Genomic DNA, 23096 nt, shown 5'->3' on the forward strand with positions numbered 1-23096 from the left:
TAAATTCATATAATTGGAGTGATGAGATGCAGCCGTTAGAAAGGGAAATTCATTCTAATATGCTGAAAGTGTGGAGAATCCACGCTTTAATTGGGGCGGCAGTTATATTAGCAGTCGTAATTGCGTATTTCTTTTTTATGATTAACTTTAACTGGTGGGGCTGGTTGTTTGGATTGTTAGTAACGGGCGCTATTACGTTTATCCCACTTGATTATTTTGTGTTTCCAAATTTACGTCAGCGCTATTATAGTTATAGATTAAATGAAGAAGAGATTGAAATTCAAAAGGGGATGTTCGTTGTAAAGCGCGTACTTATCCCGATGATTCGCGTGCAGCACGTGACGATTGAGCAAGGACCAATTATGAGAAAGTATAATTTAGCAGAATTACATATTTCAACAGCGGCAACTTCTCATAGTATTCCTGGTTTAACGAAAGAAGAAGCAGAGCAGTTGAAAAGACAAATTGGAGAGCTTGCGAAAGTGAGTGATGAGGGTGTATAAGAGGCAACATCCGATTACGATATTATTAGGTATTAGAATTGCGACTTTGTTGCCTTTTATTTTTCTTGTTTTATTTCGATCAGATGGTCAAGTAGAACCATGGTATTTCTTACATCTTGCTCTTTTGTTTGTATTATTCATTATGGCTATTTTCTCAGCTGTAAAATGGTATTTCAAAGTGTACTGGGTTGAAAATAATATTTTACATATAAAACACGGTGTTTTTGTGAAGAAGGAAAGTTATTTAAATAAAGACCGTGTGCAAAACATTAGTACATCTTCTAATATCATTTATCAAATGCTCGGACTTACAAAATTAAACATAGAAGTAGCGGGCGGCGGTAGTGAGCCAGAAGTGATGTTAGCTGGTATTAAAGAAGATGAAGCGAAGGAACTGATTGCCTTATTAAATAAAAAAAGAAGCGCTGCGAGTGAAGAAGTACCCATGGCAGAAGAAAGTAAGACGATTTATCAGTTAACGATGAAAGAGATTTTAGTAGCTTCCATTACGTCTGGTAGATTCGGATTAGTGTTTTCTGGATTACTTCTTATTTACACAGAGTTTAATCAATTTATTCCAGAATGGCTCATCAATAAAGTAGAAGCGTATGTGATGGATAACGGTGTATATGAATTAATCGTTATGGCAGCGATTTTAATGGCAATTTCGTGGGTCATTTCAACAGCTGGCTATGCGTTAAAATATGCGAACTTTAAAATTGAGCGAAACGGAAATGAAGTTCGTATCGTTCAAGGGTTATTTGATAAGAAAGAGTTTGTGTTAAAATTACATCGCATTCAAGCGATTACTGTAAAAGAAGGAATTCTCCGCCAGCCTTTCGGTTATTGCTCTGTCGAAGTAGAAGTCATTCAAAGTATAGAAGCGGCAGGGAATGAAGTGATGCTACATCCTTTTATGAAGAAGAAAGATGTACAGCAGTTACTCGCATATTTACAGTTGCCGTATGAAATGGAAGAGGAAATCGTTCATTTACCGAAGGCTGCATTGTGCCGTTACATAATAATGGGCTGGATTACAAGTGCCGTGCTTGCACTGCCGATCATCGGTGCGAGTATATATTTTAAACAAAATATCGCGTTGTTCACTCTGATACCACTATTTATCGTATTTACGTTACTTGCATATGCTAGGTATACAAGTAGTGGTTATATGATACGAGAAAATCAGTTAGTAATGGTGTACCGAGGCCTTGCGAAATATACAGGAATCATGCGAAGAAGGCATGTTCAAGCAGTAGGATACAGTCAGTCGCATTTTCAAAAGAAAGATGAGTTATGTACAGCTGCCGTATCGGTAGCGGGGCATAGGTATAAAGTGAAGCATATGCGAAAAGAAGACGCGCTTCGCATATATAATTGGTACAAGGAAAAAGGAAACACCGGTGTATAATGGTGTTTCCTTTTTATGTCGTGATTTGTCGATAAGTCGATATATTTGAAAAATCGCCGATATAATTTCATGTACTGCTGGTGTTGTACTACTTTTTAATTAAACTAACACATCAAAAGTAGTCACGAACGAAGGACGAGAGAAAATGCTTTTTTGCTGTTCTGCATGTGGATGCGCCTGAGCTTGTGCTTGTCCTTCTGCTTGTGCAGGACGTTTTTTATGAGCGTTTTCGAATGAACGTGATTCTGTCCAGTCTTTAAAGTTTTGCTCTGTTTCCCACATCGTTAAAATGACGTATGTATCATTACTTAATGGGCGAAGAACGCGGATTGCTTGGAAGCCTGGTTCGTTTTCGATAAGACCTGCTCGGTTTTTAAAGCGGTTTTCAAATACAGGGCGACCTTCGTCTGTTACAGAAATGTTGTTACAAACGATGTAGCCAGGTTGTCCTTTAAATTCTCCAACAGCGTCTAATACGTCATACTGAAGTGCAGATTCTACAGATTCTTCAGTATTTTCTTTATAAAACATATCTTTTTCGTTATTTTTTGCAGTGAAATGTGCTTGTTCTAGAGGTGTTTCGTATGAAATAATAGCCTTCATTTTAATGCCCCCTTTAAAGTTTGTCTCTATTATATCAACTCTTGTGAAAAACTTCGAAGATTATATACATAAAGATACTTCTTTTTCAAATAATAAATGTACCATCATTTGGAAAGAAGGCCGATGTATGAAGAAAGCAAAGTGGACTTTATTAGGCGGGGTAGCAACGTTTGTAGTAGCGATTGTACTCTATAAACTTATTGTATTAACTGGTGGCTATATGATGGATGAAAAGCAGCTTGTTTTCCACTCTTCATCACGTATCGTTGATCAGAAAGGAAAAGAAATTACGAAGTTATATGTAGAAAATAGAGAGCTCGTGCCGATCGAAGAAATTCCAAAGTATGTGCAGCAAGCATTTATTGCGGTGGAAGATTCTCGTTTTTATGAGCATCAAGGAATTGATTACCCTTCTATATTTCGGGCGCTTTATAAAGACGCGTTAGCTGGAGAGAAGGTAGAAGGCGGTAGTACGATTACGCAGCAACTAGCTAAAAATGTCTTTTTAACTCGCGAAAAAACATTTACGCGTAAATTGAAAGAGGTCGCAATTTCTCTTCAATTAGAGCAAAAATATACGAAGCAGCAAATTCTTGAAATGTATATGAATCATATTTATTTTGGTCACGGGGCATATGGTATTCAAGCGGCGGCTAAATTGTATTTTAATAAAAATGTAGAGGATTTAACAGTGGAAGAGGGAGCTATGCTTGCAGGGCTTCCGAAAGCGCCAAATGGTTATTCGCCGTACTTATCCCCAGAAAAGAGTAAGGAACGCCGTGATCTTGTTTTGTCACTTATGCATAAACAAGGCTATTTAACAGCGGAAGATAGTGTTCGTTACCAAGGGAAAACAATCGCTCTTTATAAAAATTCAGATGAACGTGAACTCGCATATATGCCGTATATCGATATGGTTATAGATGAAGCAGCGCGTTTATATGGTTTATCGCATCAAGAAGTACTACGCGGAGGATATACATTTGTCGTACCGATGGATGAAAAAGTTCAAAAGGTGGCATACAACCAGTTTCAAGATGCGAGAAATTTCCCTGGTAAAGAAAACGTGGCGCAAGGTGCATTTTTATTAATGGATAACCAGACTGGCGGAATTAAAGCCGCGATTGGCGGAAGAGAATATGTTCCGAGAGGGCTTAATCGTGTTTTTGCAAAGCGGCAGCCTGGTTCTGTTTTAAAGCCACTTATCGTATATGGACCAGCACTCGAGACGAAGAAATATAATCCATATTCTTTATTAACGAATGAAAAAAGTTCGTTTGAAGGCTATGAACCTCGAAATTATAATCATGAGTATGCGAAAGAGATGACGATGTACGATGCGGTATTAGAATCAGCAAATGTACCAGCTGTATCTTTATTAAATGAATTAGGGGTAGATGAGGGAAAGCAATATTTAGAGAAAGGGAATGTTCATATTGCGGACTCAGGTTTAAGCACAGCACTTGGCGGGCTTAAAAACGGTGTTTCTCCATTTGATCTTGTCAAAATGTACCGATCTTTTTTAGCAAACGGGAATATTATCGAACCACACGTTATCGATAAAGTATTAAATAGACACGGAGCAGTTATTGGAGAATCATCAAAAGCTGAAACGAAAGTCTTTTCGAAGCAAACGGCATGGTATATGACAAAGATGCTTGAAGGAGTTGTGAAAGAAGGTACGGCGAAAGCTGGCGTATATAATGGAGCTTTAGCTGGAAAAACAGGCACAACTTCACTGCCGAATGATGACCATGGTGCGCGTGATATGTGGTTTGTTGGATATACACCGAATTTAGTAGGAGCAGTTTGGATTGGCTATGACCGCACCGATAAAGAGCATCAATTACAAGATGGAAATGCATCTGCAACGATGTTATTTAAAAAGATTTTAACGAAAGCAAATATACAAGATAAAGCGAGTTTTCATAGACCAAAAGGTGTTGAAACAATTGGGCTGCCAATTCGTTTAGACAAGATTAAAAACGTGGAAGCAAAACTAGCTTTTAGTCCTTTCGGTTTATTTGCAATGAAACTAAGCTGGACGCCGCTTCCTGATGAGAGAATTATGTATCGAATTTATAAAGTTGAAAAAGGAATGCATACTCACGTTGGAACAGTAAAAGGAACAGGGAAATATGAGGAAAAGTTTATAAATATATTCTCAAAACCAAGTTTTTACGTTGTACCATATAACACACAAACGAACCGTGAAGGAGAAAAGTCAAAAGTAGCTAAACCATAGTTTTTCTCTGTGTTATAATAAGAATGTTGTGAAAATAGTAAGCGGTTTTACGAATGTTTGTGTCAATTTAATGAACAACGTACATAATGTTATGCATTTTGTTTTTACAAGCTGTATAGTAAAAAAAGATAAATATCGGAATAGAGCATATTTAAAGAAAAAGCATTGGTAAGGAAGGGAGCTAGGGTCTTGGTAAGAACTATAAATGAGACATTTTTAAAAGCATGTAAGGGGGAACGCACGGAGTATGTACCAGCATGGTATATGCGACAAGCAGGTCGTTCACAGCCGGAATATAGAAAGATAAAAGAGAAATATTCTTTATTTGAAATTACACATAATCCAGAGTTGTGCGCTTATGTTACAAAGTTGCCAGTTGATCAATATAACGTAGACGCAGCAATTCTTTATAAAGATATTATGTCACCACTACCTGCAATTGGTGTTGATGTGGAAATTAAATCTGGCATTGGTCCAGTTATCGATAATCCAATCCGTTCTTTACAAGACGTAGAAAAATTAGGGGAAATCAATCCAGAAGATGATGTACCTTACATATTAGATACAATTCGCTTATTAACGACAGAAATGTTAGATGTACCGTTAATCGGTTTTTCGGGAGCTCCATTTACGTTAGCGAGCTATATGATTGAAGGCGGTCCTTCTCGTAACTATCATAATACGAAAGCGTTTATGTATGCAGAGCCGAAAGCTTGGTTCGCATTAATGGATAAGCTTGCAGATATGGTTATTACATATTTAAAAGCGCAAATTAATGCAGGAGTAAAAGCGGTTCAAATTTTTGATTCTTGGGTTGGAACAGTAAATGTAGCGGATTACCGCATATTTATTAAACCAGCAATGGAACGTATTTTTGCAGAAGTTCGCACGATGGGTGTTCCAATGATTATGCACGGCGTTGGGGCAGGACACTTAGTGAATGAATGGCATGACTTACCGCTTGATGTAGTAGGTTTAGATTGGCGCTTATCAATTGAAGAAGCACGCACGCGTGGCGTTCATAAGGCGGTACAAGGAAATATGGACCCTTCATTCTTATTAGCACCTTGGTCTGTTATTGAAGAACATGTAAAAGGTATTTTAGATCAAGGGATGAAGCAGCCAGGTTATATCTTTAACTTAGGTCACGGCGTATTCCCAGAAGTAAATCCAGATACATTAAAACGCTTAACTACATTTATTCATGAATACTCTAAAGAACAGTTAGCGAAGTAAAGGAGATTGTCTGTATGAAAAAGAAAATTGGTTTGCTTGTAATGGCATACGGAACGCCATATAAAGAAGAAGATATTGAACGTTACTATACACATATTCGCAGAGGAAGAAAGCCAAGTCCTGAAATGCTAGAAGATTTAACAGAGCGTTACCGTGCAATTGGTGGTATTTCTCCTTTAGCTACTATTACATTAGAGCAAGCTAAAAAGTTAGATAAACGTTTAAATGAAGTGCAAGATGAAGTAGAGTACCACATGTATCTTGGCTTAAAACATATTGAACCGTTCATTGAAGATGCAGTACAAGCTATGCATAAAGATGGAATAGAAGATGCAATTGCACTCGTTCTTGCCCCACATTATTCTACTTTTAGCGTGAAATCGTATGTAGGACGAGCGCAAGAAGAAGCAGAAAAACTTGGAAACTTAACAATTCATGGCATCGATAGCTGGTATAAAGAACCGAAATTTATTCAGTATTGGGTTGATGCAGTGAAAGGTATATATAACGGTATGTCAGAAGCAGAACGTGAAAAAGCTGTGTTAATCGTATCTGCTCATAGCTTACCAGAGAAAATTATCGCACTCGGCGATCCATATCCAGATCAATTAAATGAAACAGCTGACTATATTGCCCGCGGTGCTGAAGTAGCAAATTATGCAGTTGGCTGGCAAAGTGCCGGAAATACACCAGATCCTTGGATTGGTCCAGATGTACAAGATTTAACGAGAGAATTAAATGAAAAGTACGGCTACAGTTCATTCGTATATGCACCAGTTGGATTTGTTGCGGAACATTTAGAAGTTTTATATGACAATGACTTTGAGTGTAAAGTAGTAACAGATGAAATTGGCGCGAAATATTATCGTCCAGAAATGCCAAACGCATCGGACGCATTTATTGATTGCTTAACAGATGTTGTATTAAAGAAAAAAGAATCTGCATTGTAAACAGAAAGGGGGAGCCTGCTTGAGGAAAAAAGTTGTGATCGTCGGCGGTGGCATAACTGGATTAACAACAATGTATAATTTACAAAAAGATATTCGTGAAAAAAACTTGCCGATTGATACATTACTTATAGAAGCGTCTGGTAAACTTGGCGGGAAAATTCAAACCGTTCAAAAAGATGGATTTACAATTGAACGCGGTCCCGATTCTTTCTTAGCAAGAAAAGAGAGTGTAGCTAAATTAGTGAAAGAATTAGGACTTGGCGATGAACTTGTAAATAATAAGGCCGGTCAATCGTTCGTTCTCGTAAACAATCGGTTACACAAAATGCCGAGCGGTTCAATGATGGGAATTCCAACGCAAATTAAGCCGTTTCTATTTTCCGGCTTGTTCTCCCCAATTGGTAAATTAAGAGCTGGTTTTGATCTGTTAATGCCTAGATCAAAGCCAGTATCTGACCAATCGCTCGGGCAGTTTTTCAGGCACCGTCTTGGAAATGAAGTCGTTGAAAATTTAATTGAGCCATTATTATCTGGTATTTATGCAGGGGATATTGATGAAATGAGTTTAATGTCAACATTCCCTCAAATTTATCAAATTGAACAGGAGCACCGTAGTATTTCACTCGGTATGCGTACGCTCGCTCCAAAACAAGAGAAGGCTGAAATGAAAAAGGGAATCTTTAAAACTGTGAAAAACGGTTTAGAATCTATAGTAGAATCTCTTGAAGTGAAGATTCCTAATGATATGGTAATGAAGGGAACTCGTATTGAAAAAGTTATAAAACTCGGTGATAGTTATACGATTACGCTTAGTAACGGAAAAGAAATGGAAGCAGATGCAATTGTAGTTGCGACGCCGCATAAAGTATTGCCGTCTATGTTTACGCAGTACAAGCAGTTTCGTTTCTTCCGTAACATTCCGTCTACATCAGTTGCAAACGTGGCACTTGCTTTCCCGAAATCAGCTATTCAGCGTGATATTGATGGTACGGGATTTGTCGTATCAAGAAATAGTGATTACACGATTACAGCGTGTACGTGGACACATAAAAAATGGCCACATACAACGCCGGAAGGAAAAACGCTTCTTCGCTGCTACGTCGGACGCCCAGGTGATGAAGCAGTTGTAGAACAAACGGACGAAGAAATTGTGCAGCTCGTATTAGAAGACTTACAAAAGACAATGGATATTACAGAGGATCCAGAGTTTACAATTGTAAGCCGCTGGAAAGAAGCAATGCCTCAATATACAGTAGGCCATAAAGAGCGAATGAAAAAGCTCACAACATTTATGGAGAAAGAATTACCAGGTGTGTACCTAGCTGGAAGTTCTTACGCTGGTTCTGGTCTTCCTGCGTGTATTAATCAAGGCGAATTAGCGGCAAAGCATGTATTATCTCATTTAGAGAAATTAATGGAGATTGAATTAGTAGCACAGTAAAGTATTTCAAATGAAACGCCTTCAATTATATTGAAGGCGTTTTGTTTAAAGGTAAAATAACTTCTATCCAATAAACATATATAAGTTATTTGGTTTTATAGCTGCATCTCCAGCATATATAATCCACTCTGTTAAGTTTTCAAAATCTAAATGATAAGAATTACCTTCGTTCATGTCTTCTATAAAATACGGTTCATTAATGAGTATTCCTTGAATCATATCTTCCGTAATGTCTTGCATTTCAAACCACATATGTTCACTTTTTCCCTCCTCGTAGGAGACACCAAACTTAGCGAGAAAACGATAATCTTCATTTGATTGTTCAATGTAAAAAATATTGCTGAAATACCCGAAAGTATTTTTCGCATTGTAAGCCATACGATCCGTTTCACTATTTGTTTTATAGAACATGAGCCCTGTAGATTCCTCGTGTTCTTTGAAAAAGCTTTCTATATATTCTCCTGTAGTATTAAATTTAAACAAGAGAACAGATGGAGATTGATGGTATTCATCTCGGTCATCCATCCCGCCTAAGAATTCGTTTTGTTCATCGATTGGCTGTAGCATCACTTCCTCACCCTCAATTGAAGATAATTGATCCATACTCGTTTTATGTCCAATATAAGATAAACCTTTTTCCCATGGAACGGCTACTGTATGTATGGAACCTTGCTGACTATGTGCGATAACGATAGGCTCATTCATTGGAACATGGCCATTTTCAACGGCATTATTAGCAAATGTTTGAAAAAGATCGCCAATGCCGTAGTAGGAAGAAATGCGATTTGGAATAATTAATTCTATCTCTGTCACACCAGCCCTTAAAAGGCCGTGTGTATGAAACCAATATTGTGTAGGCTCGCGTTCTTTATCGTCTTCATAAACAGAATGAATAACGTATAAGTCAGGAATATCAGGCAATAATTCATTCTCAACGTGATATTCAATATAGTTTCTAGATATGACCTTCATAGCCGCACTAGAATCGATTACAAATAACAAGTCTGGTGCGAGGTGCCATAAAACCTGCAATTGCTGGAAAAAGCAGCTGAGTACATCACCTGCAAATAGTGTACGTGTGAAAATTTCAGTGCCGAAAGCCGCATCTTCAAAAGTACGATCTACGATTGTGGCATCTTGTCTATTGTACATTTTATATTCTTCTGGATCATCCGTTTCATCAATATGCAGTTCATAAGGTATGACCTTTTTATCCATATGTAACTCAACAATAAGGCTTGTCTCATCACTATAAACAATTTTCAACTCATCAACTTTAGTAGAGATAGTTTCTAGTCGCTGTTTTAACTGATCAATTGTAATTCTAGTTGGTATAACAGCAATCATATCTGAAAAATGACGTTCTAATGTTCCATTCATAGCTGCGCGGTATGTTTCTGTTTGCACTTCCATCCAATCAACTCCCATTCAAATGAGTCCATTTTACATGCCAATAAAATTTCGATATTTTCTGTCTTTTATCTCTCTAATAGTATAAATCGCATTCATAGAAGGTGTAAAATTATTATTTTGTATTATATTTTGAAAGCTTGTAAATTAAATAAATTTTTTGTAAAATTTGTCGAAAATACCATTCTATATAACGAATCATTTGGTATGATAGAAATGCTGAGAAAATATGAATTAGGGAGAGGAAAATGGCTGTGAAGAAATTGTTAAGTGTTTTTATATCATTCTTGCTATTGCTTTCATTTACTGGAACTTTAGCGCAGGCGGAAGAAACTACTTCTATGTCAGTAGAAAAAGCAATTCAAGTATTTAAGCAGCAAGGGAAAACGAAGGGAATAGTGGAAGGATATATCGTTGGGTATACGCAAAGTCCTTCTAAATACACGAAAGATCCGGCTAAGTTTGACGACACAAATGTGGCAATTGCCGATTCGCCAAACGAAACGAATCCAGACAAAATCATGCCTGTTCAGTTGCCAAAAGGCGATGTGAGATTGGCTGTAAATGTGAAAGATCATCCTGAAAATATCGGGAAGAAAGTTAGCTTAACAGGGACGCTTGAATTATATTTCGGTAGCCCAGGTTTAAAATCAGTAACAGCTCATAAGTTTTACGGAGAAGAACAAAACCGTGTTAGCGATGTAGTGGCTTCACCAAATGGCGGGGAAGTTGCGAAAGGAACAGCGGTAACATTAACAACGAATACAGAAGGAGCAACAATCTACTATACGTTAGATGGCTCTAATCCTACAAATAAAAGCGTTCGTTATAACGGACGGATTATAGTGAATGAAAATAGTGTAGTGAAAGCAATCGCAGAAAAAGAAGGGCTTACTTCTTCAGCGATTTCAACATTTTCATTTCTAATCGTAACAAATGAACCAGTTCGTATTCATGATATTCAAGGGAAATCCCATATTTCTCCTTACAACGGGAAGAAAGTAAACAATGTGGAAGGCGTTGTCACAGCGCTTGATAAAAATGGTTTTTATATAGAAGATAATCAGCCGGATAATGATCCAGCTACTTCAGAAGGTATTTACGTATACAAAAAAGATGCGAATGTAGCGGTAGGAGATCTTATTCAAGTTGATGGAGCAGTAGAAGAATATGTTGGACCTGGATACGCAGAACGTTTTGAAACGGACTTAACGACGACAGAAATTAAAGCGAGTCGCGTTGCTGTAATCGCAAAAGATCAACCTTTACCAGCACCGATTGTACTAGGAGAAAACGGTGTGAAAATTCCTGATCAAATTATCGATAATGATGCATTCGGTTTATTTGATCCAAATGAAGATGCAATTGATTTTTATGAAAGTATAGAAGGTATGCGCGTTACGATGCCAACACCAAAAATTATCGCGCCTCAGAAAAATGGTAACTTATATGTAACAGTAAAAAACGGTGGGGATAAAGTTATAACGAAGTATGGCACACCGCTATTAGATAAAGAGCAATTAAACCCAGAGCGTCTTTCTGTTAAGGTACCTCGTGATTATGTCGCGAAAGTAGGCGATACGTTCACTGGGGATATAACTGGAGTAGTAGGATATGACTATGGTGCGTTCCGCATTTCGCCAGTAACGGAATTACCATCTGTAGTGGACGGTGGATTTAAGCAAGTAGGGGCAAATATTCAGCCACGTCTTGATAAGTTAACAGTTGCTACATACAATATTGAAAACTTCTCAGCGAACAAAAAAGAAACAACGGACGAAAAAGTAAAAGCGTTAGCTTATTCTATTAAATATAACTTGAAAATGCCTGATATTATCGGCGTCCAAGAGATGCAAGATAATAATGGATCAATTAATGACGGTACAACAGATGCTTCTTTAGGCGCAAAGCGTGTAATTGATGCAGTATTAGAAATACGTGGACCGAAATATGAATATGTAGAAATTGCTCCGAACAATAATCAAGATGGAGGAGCACCAGGGGCGAACATTCGTGTCGGTTTCTTCTATAATCCATCACGTGTGAAATTAGCAGCAGTACCAAAGTTACTAGATAAAAATGTAGTTCGTATTGGAGATGAAAATTCATTATTTGAAAGTACACGTAAACCGTTAGCAGCAGAATTTACGTTCCAAGGACAAAATGTTGTTGTCATTTCGAATCACTTAAACTCAAAACTAGGAGATGCAACGCCATTTGGAAAAGTGCAGCCGCTCGTATTAAAGAGTGAAGAAAAACGAGTTCAATTAGCACAAGAAGTGAATCATTTCGTAAAAGGTATTCAAGAAAAGAATACGAATGCGCCAGTTGTAGTATTAGGTGATATGAATGACTTTGAATTCTCTAAACCTTTAGAAGCACTAGAGGGAACGATATTAAAAGATATGTTAAACACAGTGCCGAAAGAGAACCGTTACACGTACATTCATGAAGGTAACGCACAAGTGTTAGATCATATTTTAGTAACAAATAACATCGCACCGCACACAATTGTAGACCCTGTACACTTAAACTCAAACATTATGAAAGAACATGGACGTGTAAGTGACCACGATCCAGTACTTGCTCAAATTGATTTGAAGAAGGCTTCTTAAATCGAGAGGACGCTTAGGTAACTAAGCGTTCTTTTTAGGCTGCATAATGAAATACCTCTAATTGCTAATGTTATATGCTTATTTAGTAAAAAGGTAGCCAAATAAGAGAACAGAACTAATAAGTAAAATATTCAAAAGAGTGACCACTAAAGCTATAATAGGCAATATTTTCTTTTCAGAAGGACTAATAAATGAAATGATAGCCATTATTATAGATAAAATAGTTCCGCCTAATATTGCATACGTCATAGGAGTAATTGTATTGGGACCAAATCGATCTAAGACAGGAACAAGTGAAAACATTAAAATACTACTGAATAGGCTAAAGGTTAAAAACGTATAACTTTTCCAAGTGTGAAATTTAGGTTGCATGATCAAAATGCCCCTTTCCAATGTAATGTGGATTATTTACATTTATCTATATATATATACCATAATTGGAAAATAATATTTTTGTGATATTGTAAATTTTTAACTCGATTTAAATTGTTGATAATTTTTGATTTTCGATGGCTTTAGCAGTGATCATTTTATTTAAAATAGAATATAACTAATTACAGCCCTTTCCGAACGAGAAAGCCCATTGCCTTTAGGCATGGGATGAAAGTGAGGTTGGATACGGAGTACCACTAAAAATCGCAAGGTTCGTGGTACTTTAAGTATCCAAAGTATAGGTAGTTTCTCTAGGTCTTTTTGTTGTAATTTTCTGGGAATGAATGATATATTGTAACGAGAATAAATGATTATAGAAGAACGGTTCAAAGTGTTTGAGAGAAAAATCTTCTCGTCTCATCTCATGCAGTTGCAAAGTTTATGGACACGTTCTCATTTTGTTTCTATTGCTAGAAATGTATTAAATGAATGATGCTGAAAATCAAAAAACAAGGGGATGAAACGTATGTCACAGACCCTAACAGTGAAAGTGAAATTGATTCCAACAAAAGAACAAATCCGTTTATTAGAACAAAGTAGTCACGAATATATCAAAGTTATAAATACACTTGTATCGGAAATGGTTAAAGCAAAGAAAAGTACGAAAAAAAGCACAAAAGATATTGAAGCAAATATCCCAAGTGCGGTGAAGAATCAAGCGATTAAAGACGCGAAAAGTTTGTTTGCTACAAAAGTAAAGAAAAGCCATTATAAAATCATTCCGATTCTAAAGAGACCTGTTTGTGTATGGAACAATCAGAATTATTCATTTGACTCTACTTATATTTCAATCCCGTTTAAGAGAAATGGAAAATCGACTCGTGTAAAAATCCGAGCTTTATTAAGCGATAAAAACAATCGCAATCTGAATCTGTTAAAACATAAATTAGGTACACTTCGCATCACAATGAAATCGAATAAGTGGATGGCCCAAATATCTGTCACGCTTCCTACAAATGAAAGGGCAGGAACGAAAATTTTAGGAGTAGACTTAGGTCTCAAGGCCCCCGCGGTAGCAATCACAGATGATGATAAGGTTCGTTTTTTTGGAAATGGTAGGCAAAACAAATGTAAGAAGCGTAAGTTTCGGTGTATTCGTAAGAAATTAGGAAAAGCAAAAAAAGTGAATGCGATTCGGCGATTGGATGATAAAGAACAAAGATGGATGCAAGATAAAGATCATAAAATAAGTCGTGAAATCATTAATTTTGCGATTGCAAATCATATTTCTGTCATTCGATTAGAACAATTAACGAATATAAGACAGACGGCAAGAACAAGCCGTAAAAACGAAAAAAACCTACACACTTGGTCATTCTATCGTTTGTCAAAATTTATTGAATATAAAGCGATATTAGCTGATATTCAGGTTGAATATGTGAATCCAGCTTATACAAGTCAAAGCTGTCCGAAATGCGCTGAAAAGAACAGGGCACAAGACAGAAAGTACAAGTGTCAATGTGGGTTTGAGACACACCGTGATATCGTTGGGGCGATGAATATTCGCTACGCAACTGTGATTGATGGTAACAGTAAATCAGCCTAAGCACCTATATGGTCTGGTTTAGGAGGGGCAATGAGATGCCCTCATCTTGAAGGCTGTTCAAAACAGAAATGGACTGCGAACGCTTAGTCATTCAAGAATCCCATCCGTAATTCCGTAAGGATTCGGGCTTGCGACTTTAGTCGTGGGAGTCTCAATTTGCGGCTGTTGTTATTTTGTGGGGATTGGCTGGTACGCCGTAAATGAATAGAAAAAACCTAATTTCCAAGATAACGTGAGGAAATTAGGTTTTTATAATGGATGAAAAGCTTTTCTACATCGATCTCGTTTTTGAAGTCTTCTCATATATCTCTTTTTATCCCGTTGTAATCCTTTTATGTACATGAATAAGCTGACAAGGAAGAAAAATGTACTGATTAAAATGTACGGTGATATCCCGTATAATGGTTGTTTCGGATCATATAAGTGAATAGGTGCTCCGCCTATTGTAGGGAATATTGTATTTAGTAGGACGAAAGGAATGGAAGTAACTGCAAATGGAAATAGAAGTGCCATGTAATCCTTTTGTGACCATGTGGACGCAGCTAAACCTAAGAGGGCCATTAAACCAGCGAATAAAAAATTAATCCCAATATATAGAGAAATATAAGTGATCGGAGAAGAGAAATATAACTCTGCGAACATTCCGTTGCCGTTTATCATGCTAGTACCGACGGTTGGATCCCCATTTGGAATTGTTAATTTGCAAAGTAATAAAGAAAGAATGAACGGTAAAGTATAAAGAAATCCCCCGCAGAAAAATGTAACGATATACTTTGTAAAGGAATACGAGAATAGGGAAATTTCCTTACTTATAAAAGTTTTGAAACCATCGGATTTATCGGAATTATAACTCGTACTAAATGGTAAACTTGCAATAACAGGCATTAATAATAAATAAACATCCATTTCATTATTACGAAACCCGATCCATTTAAAAGCAGTTGCTATAGCCCCATTCGCTGCGTCTCCTAAATAACGAATTACATAATAATAATGATAAATAGAAATAAGAGCTAATCCACTAAACATAATAATTAAAGAAACACGATTACAAAAAGCTTGCCTTATATTTAAACGAAGCGCACGCATCATGACTGAAAAAGCCTCCACTATTTTTATAAATCTGTCTACTTTCTATATTACTATTAAATGTAAGGATTTTCTTGTTTTTTTATTTGTTTATTAGAAAAAGAGGAATTTTGTTGTTGCTAAGTAAGGTTTAACTGAAATTATATTTTTCTAAAATATGGTTGACAATTGAGTATTACATTTGTAATCTTAATTATAGATTACAAACGTAATACAAGGGAGTGAAATATACTATGACAAATCAATTACCTAAAATATCTGAAGCAGAATTAGAAATTATGAAAGTACTTTGGTCTAACTCTCCACAAACAGCAAATGAAATTATAGAAGAACTAGAAGATGCAATGGACTGGAAACCGAAAACAATCCGTACATTAATTAATCGGTTAGTACAAAAGGAAGCCGTTTCTTACCATCAAGATAAAGGGCGCATGTACGCGTATTATCCGTTAGTGTCACAAGATAATTATTTACAAGTTGAAACGAAATCTTTACTAAAGCGCTTTTGCGGCGCGGCGTTTAAGCCATTACTTGTCAATTTCTTAAAAGAGGAAAAATTGTCTTCAGAAGATATTAACGAACTGAAACGCATTTTAGATGAGAAGACCGAGGAGAATAAGAGGAAGGATAGATAACAATGATAGACATGATTATAAATCTATACCTTCCTCATTTTTTTGATTGGCTTATAGAAACGTCACTTATGGCTAGCATATTAGTTGGATTTATTTTATGTATAAAAGTTCTATTTAGAAATAAATTAACGCCCCGATGGCAATATATGCTGTGGATCGTATTAATGATAAGACTTCTTTTACCATGGTCACCAGATAGCTCTTATAGTATTTATTCATTACTTTCCTATAGTTCTAGTGTATCGGAAGTTATTCCAAAAAATATGCCGTCTACTGAGAGTATAGTGAACATAGAAACCAATCATACAGTGGAATTGGAATCAAATTCTGAAACTGTGACAAAAAATGGTGAACCTGAAGTAAACGCGAGTGCGGAACAACAGACTACATTTTCTTTATACAAATTTGCTCTATATGTTTGGCTAGCTGGGGTAATCGTATTAGCAGTCATAACGTTTATTACAAATAGACGTTTATATTCTTACATAAAGAAACAAGCGGATATTACGGATGAACAGGTCGTTACAGTGTTTAATCGCTGTAAGCAGTCTATGAAAATGAAGAAGGCAGTTTCATTACGTCTAGCAGGAAAGATTGCGAGCCCAACTGTTTTCAGTTTCTTTCGTCCGAAAGTATTACTATCAAAAAAACATATGAAAGTATTAAATGAGCAACAATTACAATATGTCTTTTACCATGAGTTAGCTCATATTAAGAGAAACGACGTAGCTGTAAATTGGATTATGTACAGCTTACTTCTATTAAATTGGTTCAATCCGATTCTTTGGTACGCCTATTTCTGTATGCGAGAAGATCAAGAATTAGCCTGTGATGCATATGCGCTTACTTTTATAGATAAAGAGGAGCAAATTGCATACGGTCATACAATTATTACCCTTTTAGAACATTATTCTTATCAAGCACCCAGCCTAGCAAATTTGAGTAGAAATAAACGAACACTAAAAAGGAGAATCGTTATGATTAAAAAGTTCCAAAAGAAATCTTATCGTCTTTCTTTAATTGGGGTCATTGCTATAGCTGCTATAGCAGGCGGATTTTTATTAAATGCAAGGATAACTGAGGGGGATGAAAGACAGAAAGAAAAGGTTGTAGAAAAAAAGCAATCTAAAGCGGCTTTTGAAAAAGCGATAGAAACAGTATTAGGTACACCGGAGAATGCAAGTAGCGAATGGGGGATGTCAATAAAGTCATATAAAAGGGATACAGATTTTTTGTATTTGGCAGAAAAGAATTTTACACAAGAAGAATTTGATCAGTATGTTCAATTATTTAAGGAAGCTAAAGAAATTCATAAAAAAGCAATGGTTAAGAAAAAAGTACCTGAGAATTATGACGGAGATACAAAGGAATTTAAGCGTGAACGCTTGAATAAAACTGATCAAGAAAGATTAGCTACTATTGAGAAGAAATTAATTCCACTTTCGGAAAAGGTGGAGAAGTCTTTAACATATTCTATAGAAGAAGCGAAAGATCATGTACCATTTCAAATTAAGCACCCGTCTTATATGGTTGAAGGTTATGAGTTGAAGAGAGAATGGGCGGATTCATATTTTGGAAGAGATATAGAATTAGTTGTTAAATCAGAATATACAAAGGGAGAATATGGTTTTACAATTTATCAATCAAGGGTTTATGCAGGTGGTAATAAGGATCCACTACACTACATGATACCTGGAGAAGAGAATCTAGAAAGTTATAATTTAGAAGGAAAAACAATGGTTTTTAACAAATCTCATCGAGACGATAGTAAGTTAAAAGGGTTAAAGATGTTTGTTCCTGAACAAGGAAAGAATAGTGAGTATCAAATTGTGATAGTGAACAATATTTTCACAAGAGATACGGGAATATACAAAGAAATAATCGACGATAAGCTAACTAAGAAAGAGATGGAGAAAATATTACTTTCTATGTCCAAATAATAGACAGTGTTCTTAAACTTTTGGTTTTAAGAACGCTGTCTATTTAATTAGATTTCTAGTGTGATCTAGCCAGCAATTATTATGAATATATTCTAGCTTTCCATACAAGTATAATTTTTGATACACTATGGACAGTATGGTATAACTTGACTGGAATGTTTTTATACTGGGAATAACTAAAAAGAGAGCTTGTATAGAATGTAAGCGTGTGGTAATATCAAATATGTACTGATTGACTATATTATCCAATTGGTCATTTTTGGAGGTGACGATGTGGCGATAGATCGAAAACGTTCTATTATTGAAGCTGCAACAAAGTCTTTTTCAGCGTTCGGTTATAAAGCAACGACGATGGATCAAGTTGCGAAGTTAGCGAATGTAGGAAAAGGAACAATTTATACTTTTTTCAAAAATAAAGAAGAACTATTTGGCGAAATTATTTCTAATTTAATTACAGAAATGAAGCAAGTTGCAAAAAATGCAATTCGTTCAGATGTTTCATTTTTCGAAAATGTACATAAAGCATTATATAGCATCTTAGAATTTAGAAAAGAACATCAGCTCATGATTAAATTAATTCAAGAAGAGCGCGATATGGGAACGAAAGAAGTACAAGAAGTGATGCAACAAGTAGATGTGGAAATCGTTTCTGTCATTCAATCTTATTTAGAGATTGCAATTGAAAAAGGTGAAATTAGCAAATGTGATCCAGAAATTACAGCGTTTATTATGCTTCGCCTATACGTATCGCTTATTTTTGATTGGGAAAAAAATCATGAACCGTTAGAAAAAGAAAAAATCTCAGAATTATTCGAACTTTATTTACTAAAAGGATTGTCAAATTAAGATAATCCTTTTATTATTATAAAAAATGACCATATGAACAAAATGGTCATATGTTTAATTTAGGAGGGATAATAGAAATATTAATTTCATATTAAGGAACAGTTGCATAGTATAAATTCGGGGATAAGGCATATGTATGAACAGGTATAGCCTTTTTATTTGGGTAAAAATGACCAAATGAACGTTTTGGTCATTTAAAAAGGGGGAGAAATTATGAAAAGAAATCAGTTACTTCGTAAAGAGTTCATTGAAATTATAAAAAATAAAAAGATATTAATTCCAATTATTGCGGTTTTATTCGTACCAATTTTATATGCAGGTATGTTTTTATGGGCCTTTTGGGATCCGTATGAACAGCTAGATGACTTACCAGTTGCGGTAGTCAATTTAGATAAAGGTGCAGTATTTGATGGGAAACCGATTGAAGTCGGGAAAGGGCTCGTTGATAATTTAAAAGATAATAAAAGTTTTAAATGGGAATTTGTAAGTGAAAAAGAAGCGAAAGAGGGAATGGAAGGCAGAAAGTATTACATGTTAGTACGTATTCCAGATGACTTCTCAAGTAACGCTACAACGTTATTAAAAGACGATCCAAAACCATTAAACTTAGAATACATTCCAAATGAAAGTTTAAACTTCTTATCTTCACAAATTGGCGGAACAGCAATTGAAAAAATTAAAAGTGAAGTATCAAGCACGTTAACGAAAACATATGCAGAGAAAATGTTTGATTCCATTAAAGATGTCTCAAAAGGATTAGCAGATGGAGCGGACGGAGCAAATAAGTTACATGACGGAGCTAGTGAGTTGCATGATGGATCAAGTAAAGTGACTGATGGACTCCATACACTTCAAGGGAAGTCTGGTGAGATGAAAGATGGAGTTCAGAAATTAGCAGATGGATCTAATAAATTAGTAGATGGGTCAGGCAAAGTAACAAACGGTTTAAATACGCTAAATAGCAAAACAGGTGAAATGCAAATAGGTATAGGGAAATTGCAAGATGGATCAGGAAAAGTAACAGATGGTTTACATGTATTAAATAGCAATGCAGGTATAGGGAAATTGATGGATGGATCAGGAAAAGTAACAGATGGTTTACATGTATTAAATAGCAATGCAGGTATAGGGAAATTGGTGGATGGATCAGGAAAAGTAACAGATGGTTTACATGCACTAAATAGCAATGCAGGTATCGGGAAATTAGTAGACGGCTCTGGGAAAGTAACGAACGGTTTAAATGCGTTGAATAGTAAAACAGGTGAGATGCAAACAGGTATAGGAAAATTAGTAGATGGGTCAGGCAAAGTAACAGGCGGTTTAAATACGCTAAATAGCAAAACGGGTGAAATGCAAAAAGGAATTGGCGAATTGCATGATGGATCTGAGAAAGTGACCGATGGCTTGAACAAATTAGTAAGTAAATCCGGTGAATTAAAAACAGGAACAACTGAACTATCAAATGGTACGGAACAACTTGTTGGAAGACAAAGTGAATTAGAAAAAGGGTCTCAAGAGATTCAAAAGGGATTGCAGGATTTAAATAGTAACGTACAAAATTCTGCTGCAGGCTTAGAGGAAATGCAGTTGAAAGTTCCTTCTATATTGAATACAGTAAATCAGAAAATAGATGGAGCTGGAGAAAATATAAATCAGTTAAATGAGCTTACGCAATCAACAGCAGGAGATGCAAAAAATGCAGCGCAAGAGGTAGCGAATTTACAAAAGAAAATTGAAAGTTTACCAAAAGAATATCAAGAGCAGTTACAACCATTCATAACAAGTGCTGTAAAAAGTACAGCGACAGTCCAGCAAAAAGCTACCGGAGTAGCAAGTGGAACAAATAAATTAAATGAAGAAGTAAAACAATTAAAAGGTGAAATCAATCAAACAACAAATGGATTGCAAAACAAATTACCAAATCCAGAAGGGGTGAAAACTCTAGCAGGTGGTATTGAGAAACTAACGAACGCACAAAATGAATTTGTTAGTAAGTTTCATGGATTTGGTGAGGGATTAGATAAAGCAAAAATAGGTGCCGATAAATTAAAAGATAGATCAGTTCAATTAATTGATGGAGTAACGCAATTACAAAGTGGATCTGGAAAAGTGACAGTTGGATTAGGTCAATTATCTGCAGAAGCAAATCAAATGGCAGGTGGAATAAATCAATTAGCAGATGGATCTGGTCAAGTAACAGGCGGTTTAGGCACATTATCTGTAGGCGTAACGAAATTAGCAGATGGATCTGGTCAAGTAACAGGCGGTTTAGGCACATTATCTGTAGGCGTAACGAAATTAGCAGATGGCTCAAGTCAAGTAACAGGTGGTTTAGGCACATTATCTGTAGGCGTAACGAAATTAGCAGATGGATCTGGTCAAGTAACAGGCGGTTTAGGCACATTATCTGTAGGAGCAAGCCAAATGACAGGTGGCATAACGCAATTAGCGGACGGTTCAAGTCAAGTAACAACTGGCTTAGGTACTCTAAATGGTGGCCTAAATAAAATGTCCACTGGCTCAACCCAGCTAATCGACGGCGTAAATAAACTAGCAGACGGTTCAGGAAAAGTGACAGAAGGACTCGTGAAAGTAAATGACGGATCAGGTACACTGGCTGAGAAACTTGGAGAAGGGGCAGAGAAAACTGGTGAAGTGAAAGGGACGGATAAAACGTATGATATGTTTGCAAGTCCTGTAAAAGTGAAGACGGAGAAAATGGCGGAAGTTCCAAACTACGGAACAGGATTCACACCATATTTCTTATCACTCGGTTTATTCGTTGGGGCATTACTATTATCTATCGTATACCCATTACGCGATACAGTTGGCGTTCCGAAATCAGGATTCAGCTGGTTTATTAGTAAGTTTGGTGTTTTACTATCAGTCGGTATTATTCAAGCAATAGTAGCAGATGTCATATTACTGTTCTGGTTAGGTGTAGAAGTACAAAGTATTCCATACTTCATACTCTTTAGTATTGTTACGAGTTTAGCGTTTATTTCATTAATTCAATGTTTAGTAACAGCATTCGGTGATGCAGGGCGTTTCATCGCCATCATCACATTAATTATTCAGCTTACAACAAGTGCTGGGACATTCCCGCTAGAGTTGATTCCGAAGTATTTACAACCATTTAATGCTTGGTTACCGATGACATACTCGGTATCAGGATTGAAAGCAGTCGTATCAAGCGGAGACTTTAACTTCATGTGGCAAAATATAGGGATATTAATGATCTTTATCGTTGTATTATCACTTGGAACAATTGCTTCATTAACGTGGATGCACAAACGACAATTTAAAAATATTGCTGAAAATCAATCGATTGAAGCATAAACAAGACCAATAAAAAAGGCACCGAAATGGTGCCTTTTTTATTGGTCTTGTTTTATTGGATGAGAAATTTTATTTGTTTTTCTATTTTTACGGAACAAGTATATAACAATACTTATAAGGATAATAGTAGCTACAATCCAAACAAATGGACCATATCTTTCAGCAAAAGTATATAGTTTCATGTTGCTGGCAATGTCCTCTTTTGTTTTTCCTATTAGAATTTCAGAACCACTATACCCTTCAAGTGTATCTCCTTTTTTTATACCAAAAATAAGAGTGTCTGATTTGTTTTCTATTCCTGTATATCGGTATCCTTTACCTTTAATTGTTAATTGAGTATCGTCCTTTTTTAGTGAGTAATCTTCGGTGGAAATATCTTTTCCTGACAGTGTAATTGGTTCCATCGAAAAACGGATTTCTTTTAATGCAGGAAGAGCCTCATTGTTTAGTAAGAGCTGCTTTGCAATATGCTGCTCGGTATCAATGTTTTTCCAATTTGCTTTTCGTCGTTTATACGTATTAATTTCAAGAAGTGCAAATTCTTTATTTTGAAGTTTTTCCTCTGTAATAGGTTGCGAAGTAGTTAATGTTCCTTTTAATAAAATCACACCGTCTTTTGCAGATTGAAATGAAGAGACTTCCTTCGTTTCTTTTAATGTATTGATAGCACCTCTATAATCTTCTTTTCCTAAAAGAACAGCTCCCGTATGTACGGTTAAAATAAGATATAGGATGCTTAATACTATAATAGCTTTTTTCACTATTTTCCCTCCAAAATATGTATAAGTTAATTGTAACATAATTTCCCATATGCAATTTATCAATTTGAATAATAGGTTACGGGAATGAGAGTGA

17 protein-coding genes are annotated in these 23096 nt (G+C 36.0%); 12 read left to right on the forward strand and 5 right to left on the reverse strand.

The window, feature by feature from the left end; translation table 11 throughout:
- The first annotated feature begins 26 nt into the window (after positions 1–26).
- Positions 27–503: a PH domain-containing protein gene (locus tag KPL75_RS19465; RefSeq protein WP_219917405.1), complete on the forward strand. Its 477-nt coding sequence runs from the start codon at positions 27–29 to the stop codon at positions 501–503.
- On the forward strand, positions 496–1914 hold the full coding sequence (locus KPL75_RS19470) for a PH domain-containing protein (RefSeq protein WP_219917406.1): 1419 nt from the start codon (positions 496–498) through the stop codon (positions 1912–1914). Before KPL75_RS19465 ends, KPL75_RS19470 begins: the two co-directional genes overlap by 8 nt.
- 99 nt (positions 1915–2013) lie before the next feature.
- Here KPL75_RS19470 and hmoB read toward each other — a convergent pair whose 3' ends face one another.
- Positions 2014–2517, reverse strand: coding sequence for a heme-degrading monooxygenase HmoB (gene hmoB / locus KPL75_RS19475; RefSeq protein ID WP_000644084.1), 504 nt, complete (start codon positions 2515–2517; stop codon positions 2014–2016).
- Positions 2518–2644: 127 nt separating this feature from the next.
- On the opposite strand from hmoB, the gene KPL75_RS19480 reads away from it, so the two are divergent.
- From KPL75_RS19480 to hemY, 4 genes are all read left to right on the forward strand, one after another.
- Positions 2645–4762 (forward strand): transglycosylase domain-containing protein, encoded by a 2118-nt coding sequence (locus KPL75_RS19480; RefSeq protein WP_219917407.1) that lies wholly within the window; start codon positions 2645–2647, stop codon positions 4760–4762.
- Positions 4763–4951: 189 nt separating this feature from the next.
- Positions 4952–5998, forward strand: coding sequence for a uroporphyrinogen decarboxylase (gene hemE / locus KPL75_RS19485; RefSeq protein ID WP_219917408.1), 1047 nt, complete (start codon positions 4952–4954; stop codon positions 5996–5998).
- A 14-nt stretch (positions 5999–6012) separates the two neighbouring features.
- Entirely contained in the window at positions 6013–6948 is a 936-nt protein-coding gene (gene hemH / locus KPL75_RS19490) for a ferrochelatase (protein ID WP_219917409.1), read from the forward strand.
- 19 nt (positions 6949–6967) lie between these two features.
- Positions 6968–8389 carry a protoporphyrinogen oxidase gene (hemY, locus tag KPL75_RS19495; RefSeq protein WP_219917410.1) on the forward strand — a complete coding sequence of 474 codons (1422 nt, stop codon included), beginning with the start codon at positions 6968–6970 and terminating at the stop codon, positions 8387–8389.
- A 63-nt stretch (positions 8390–8452) separates the two neighbouring features.
- On the opposite strand, the gene KPL75_RS19500 is transcribed toward hemY, so the two are convergent.
- The gene (locus tag KPL75_RS19500) at positions 8453–9802 is read right to left on the reverse strand and encodes a DUF4026 domain-containing protein (RefSeq protein ID WP_219917411.1); all 1350 of its coding nucleotides are present in this window, start codon (positions 9800–9802) and stop codon (positions 8453–8455) included.
- A 245-nt stretch (positions 9803–10047) separates the two neighbouring features.
- Between KPL75_RS19500 and KPL75_RS19505 the strand changes: the two genes are divergently transcribed.
- Positions 10048–12414, forward strand: coding sequence for a DUF6359 domain-containing protein (locus tag KPL75_RS19505; RefSeq protein WP_219917412.1), 2367 nt, complete (start codon positions 10048–10050; stop codon positions 12412–12414).
- 78 nt (positions 12415–12492) lie between these two features.
- Here the strand turns inward: KPL75_RS19505 and KPL75_RS19510 are convergent, their stop codons facing one another.
- Positions 12493–12786: a hypothetical protein gene (locus tag KPL75_RS19510; RefSeq protein ID WP_219917413.1), complete on the reverse strand. Its 294-nt coding sequence runs from the start codon at positions 12784–12786 to the stop codon at positions 12493–12495.
- Positions 12787–13312: 526 nt separating this feature from the next.
- Between KPL75_RS19510 and KPL75_RS19515 the strand changes: the two genes are divergently transcribed.
- A complete protein-coding gene (locus KPL75_RS19515; RefSeq protein WP_219917414.1) occupies positions 13313–14392 on the forward strand; it encodes an RNA-guided endonuclease InsQ/TnpB family protein in 1080 nt (359 codons plus the stop codon).
- Between the two features lie 249 nt (positions 14393–14641).
- Here the strand turns inward: KPL75_RS19515 and KPL75_RS19520 are convergent, their stop codons facing one another.
- A complete protein-coding gene (locus tag KPL75_RS19520; protein WP_219917415.1) occupies positions 14642–15484 on the reverse strand; it encodes a hypothetical protein in 843 nt (280 codons plus the stop codon).
- Positions 15485–15714: 230 nt separating this feature from the next.
- Here KPL75_RS19520 and KPL75_RS19525 point away from each other — a divergent pair, with 230 nt between their 5' ends.
- From KPL75_RS19525 to KPL75_RS19540, 4 genes are all read left to right on the forward strand, one after another.
- Positions 15715–16116, forward strand: a complete 402-nt coding sequence (locus tag KPL75_RS19525) for a BlaI/MecI/CopY family transcriptional regulator (protein ID WP_000184503.1) — start codon at positions 15715–15717, stop codon at positions 16114–16116.
- A 2-nt stretch (positions 16117–16118) separates the two neighbouring features.
- Positions 16119–18056, forward strand: a complete 1938-nt coding sequence (locus tag KPL75_RS19530; RefSeq protein ID WP_219917416.1) for a M56 family metallopeptidase — start codon at positions 16119–16121, stop codon at positions 18054–18056.
- Between the two features lie 273 nt (positions 18057–18329).
- Positions 18330–18902 (forward strand): TetR/AcrR family transcriptional regulator, encoded by a 573-nt coding sequence (locus KPL75_RS19535; protein WP_002150018.1) that lies wholly within the window; start codon positions 18330–18332, stop codon positions 18900–18902.
- A gap of 213 nt (positions 18903–19115) precedes the next feature.
- On the forward strand, positions 19116–22241 hold the full coding sequence (locus KPL75_RS19540) for a YhgE/Pip domain-containing protein (protein ID WP_219917417.1): 3126 nt from the start codon (positions 19116–19118) through the stop codon (positions 22239–22241).
- 38 nt (positions 22242–22279) lie between these two features.
- On the opposite strand, the gene KPL75_RS19545 is transcribed toward KPL75_RS19540, so the two are convergent.
- Entirely contained in the window at positions 22280–23041 is a 762-nt protein-coding gene (locus KPL75_RS19545) for a hypothetical protein (RefSeq protein ID WP_219917418.1), read from the reverse strand.
- Positions 23042–23096: the final 55 nt, after the last annotated feature.

It is taken from the genome of Bacillus sp. NP247, assembly GCF_018966865.1.
Lineage (GTDB): Bacteria > Bacillota > Bacilli > Bacillales > Bacillaceae_G > Bacillus_A.

Excerpts from the sequence above, each read along its gene's own strand:
- KPL75_RS19540 (WP_219917417.1), top strand. The coding sequence starts at position 19,116 with ATGAAAAGAAATCAGTTACTTCGTAAAGAGTTCATTGAAATTATAAAA.
- KPL75_RS19515 (WP_219917414.1), top strand. The coding sequence starts at position 13,313 with ATGTCACAGACCCTAACAGTGAAAGTGAAATTGATTCCAACAAAAGAA.
- KPL75_RS19530 (WP_219917416.1), top strand. The coding sequence starts at position 16,119 with ATGATAGACATGATTATAAATCTATACCTTCCTCATTTTTTTGATTGG.
- KPL75_RS19510 (WP_219917413.1), bottom strand. The coding sequence starts at position 12,786 with ATGCAACCTAAATTTCACACTTGGAAAAGTTATACGTTTTTAACCTTT.
- KPL75_RS19545 (WP_219917418.1), bottom strand. The coding sequence starts at position 23,041 with ATGTTACAATTAACTTATACATATTTTGGAGGGAAAATAGTGAAAAAA.
- hemH (WP_219917409.1), top strand. The coding sequence starts at position 6,013 with ATGAAAAAGAAAATTGGTTTGCTTGTAATGGCATACGGAACGCCATAT.
- KPL75_RS19480 (WP_219917407.1), top strand. The coding sequence starts at position 2,645 with ATGAAGAAAGCAAAGTGGACTTTATTAGGCGGGGTAGCAACGTTTGTA.
- KPL75_RS19465 (WP_219917405.1), top strand. The coding sequence starts at position 27 with ATGCAGCCGTTAGAAAGGGAAATTCATTCTAATATGCTGAAAGTGTGG.
- KPL75_RS19525 (WP_000184503.1), top strand. The coding sequence starts at position 15,715 with ATGACAAATCAATTACCTAAAATATCTGAAGCAGAATTAGAAATTATG.
- KPL75_RS19500 (WP_219917411.1), bottom strand. The coding sequence starts at position 9,802 with ATGGAAGTGCAAACAGAAACATACCGCGCAGCTATGAATGGAACATTA.
- hmoB (WP_000644084.1), bottom strand. The coding sequence starts at position 2,517 with ATGAAGGCTATTATTTCATACGAAACACCTCTAGAACAAGCACATTTC.
- KPL75_RS19520 (WP_219917415.1), bottom strand. The coding sequence starts at position 15,484 with ATGATGCGTGCGCTTCGTTTAAATATAAGGCAAGCTTTTTGTAATCGT.
- KPL75_RS19505 (WP_219917412.1), top strand. The coding sequence starts at position 10,048 with ATGGCTGTGAAGAAATTGTTAAGTGTTTTTATATCATTCTTGCTATTG.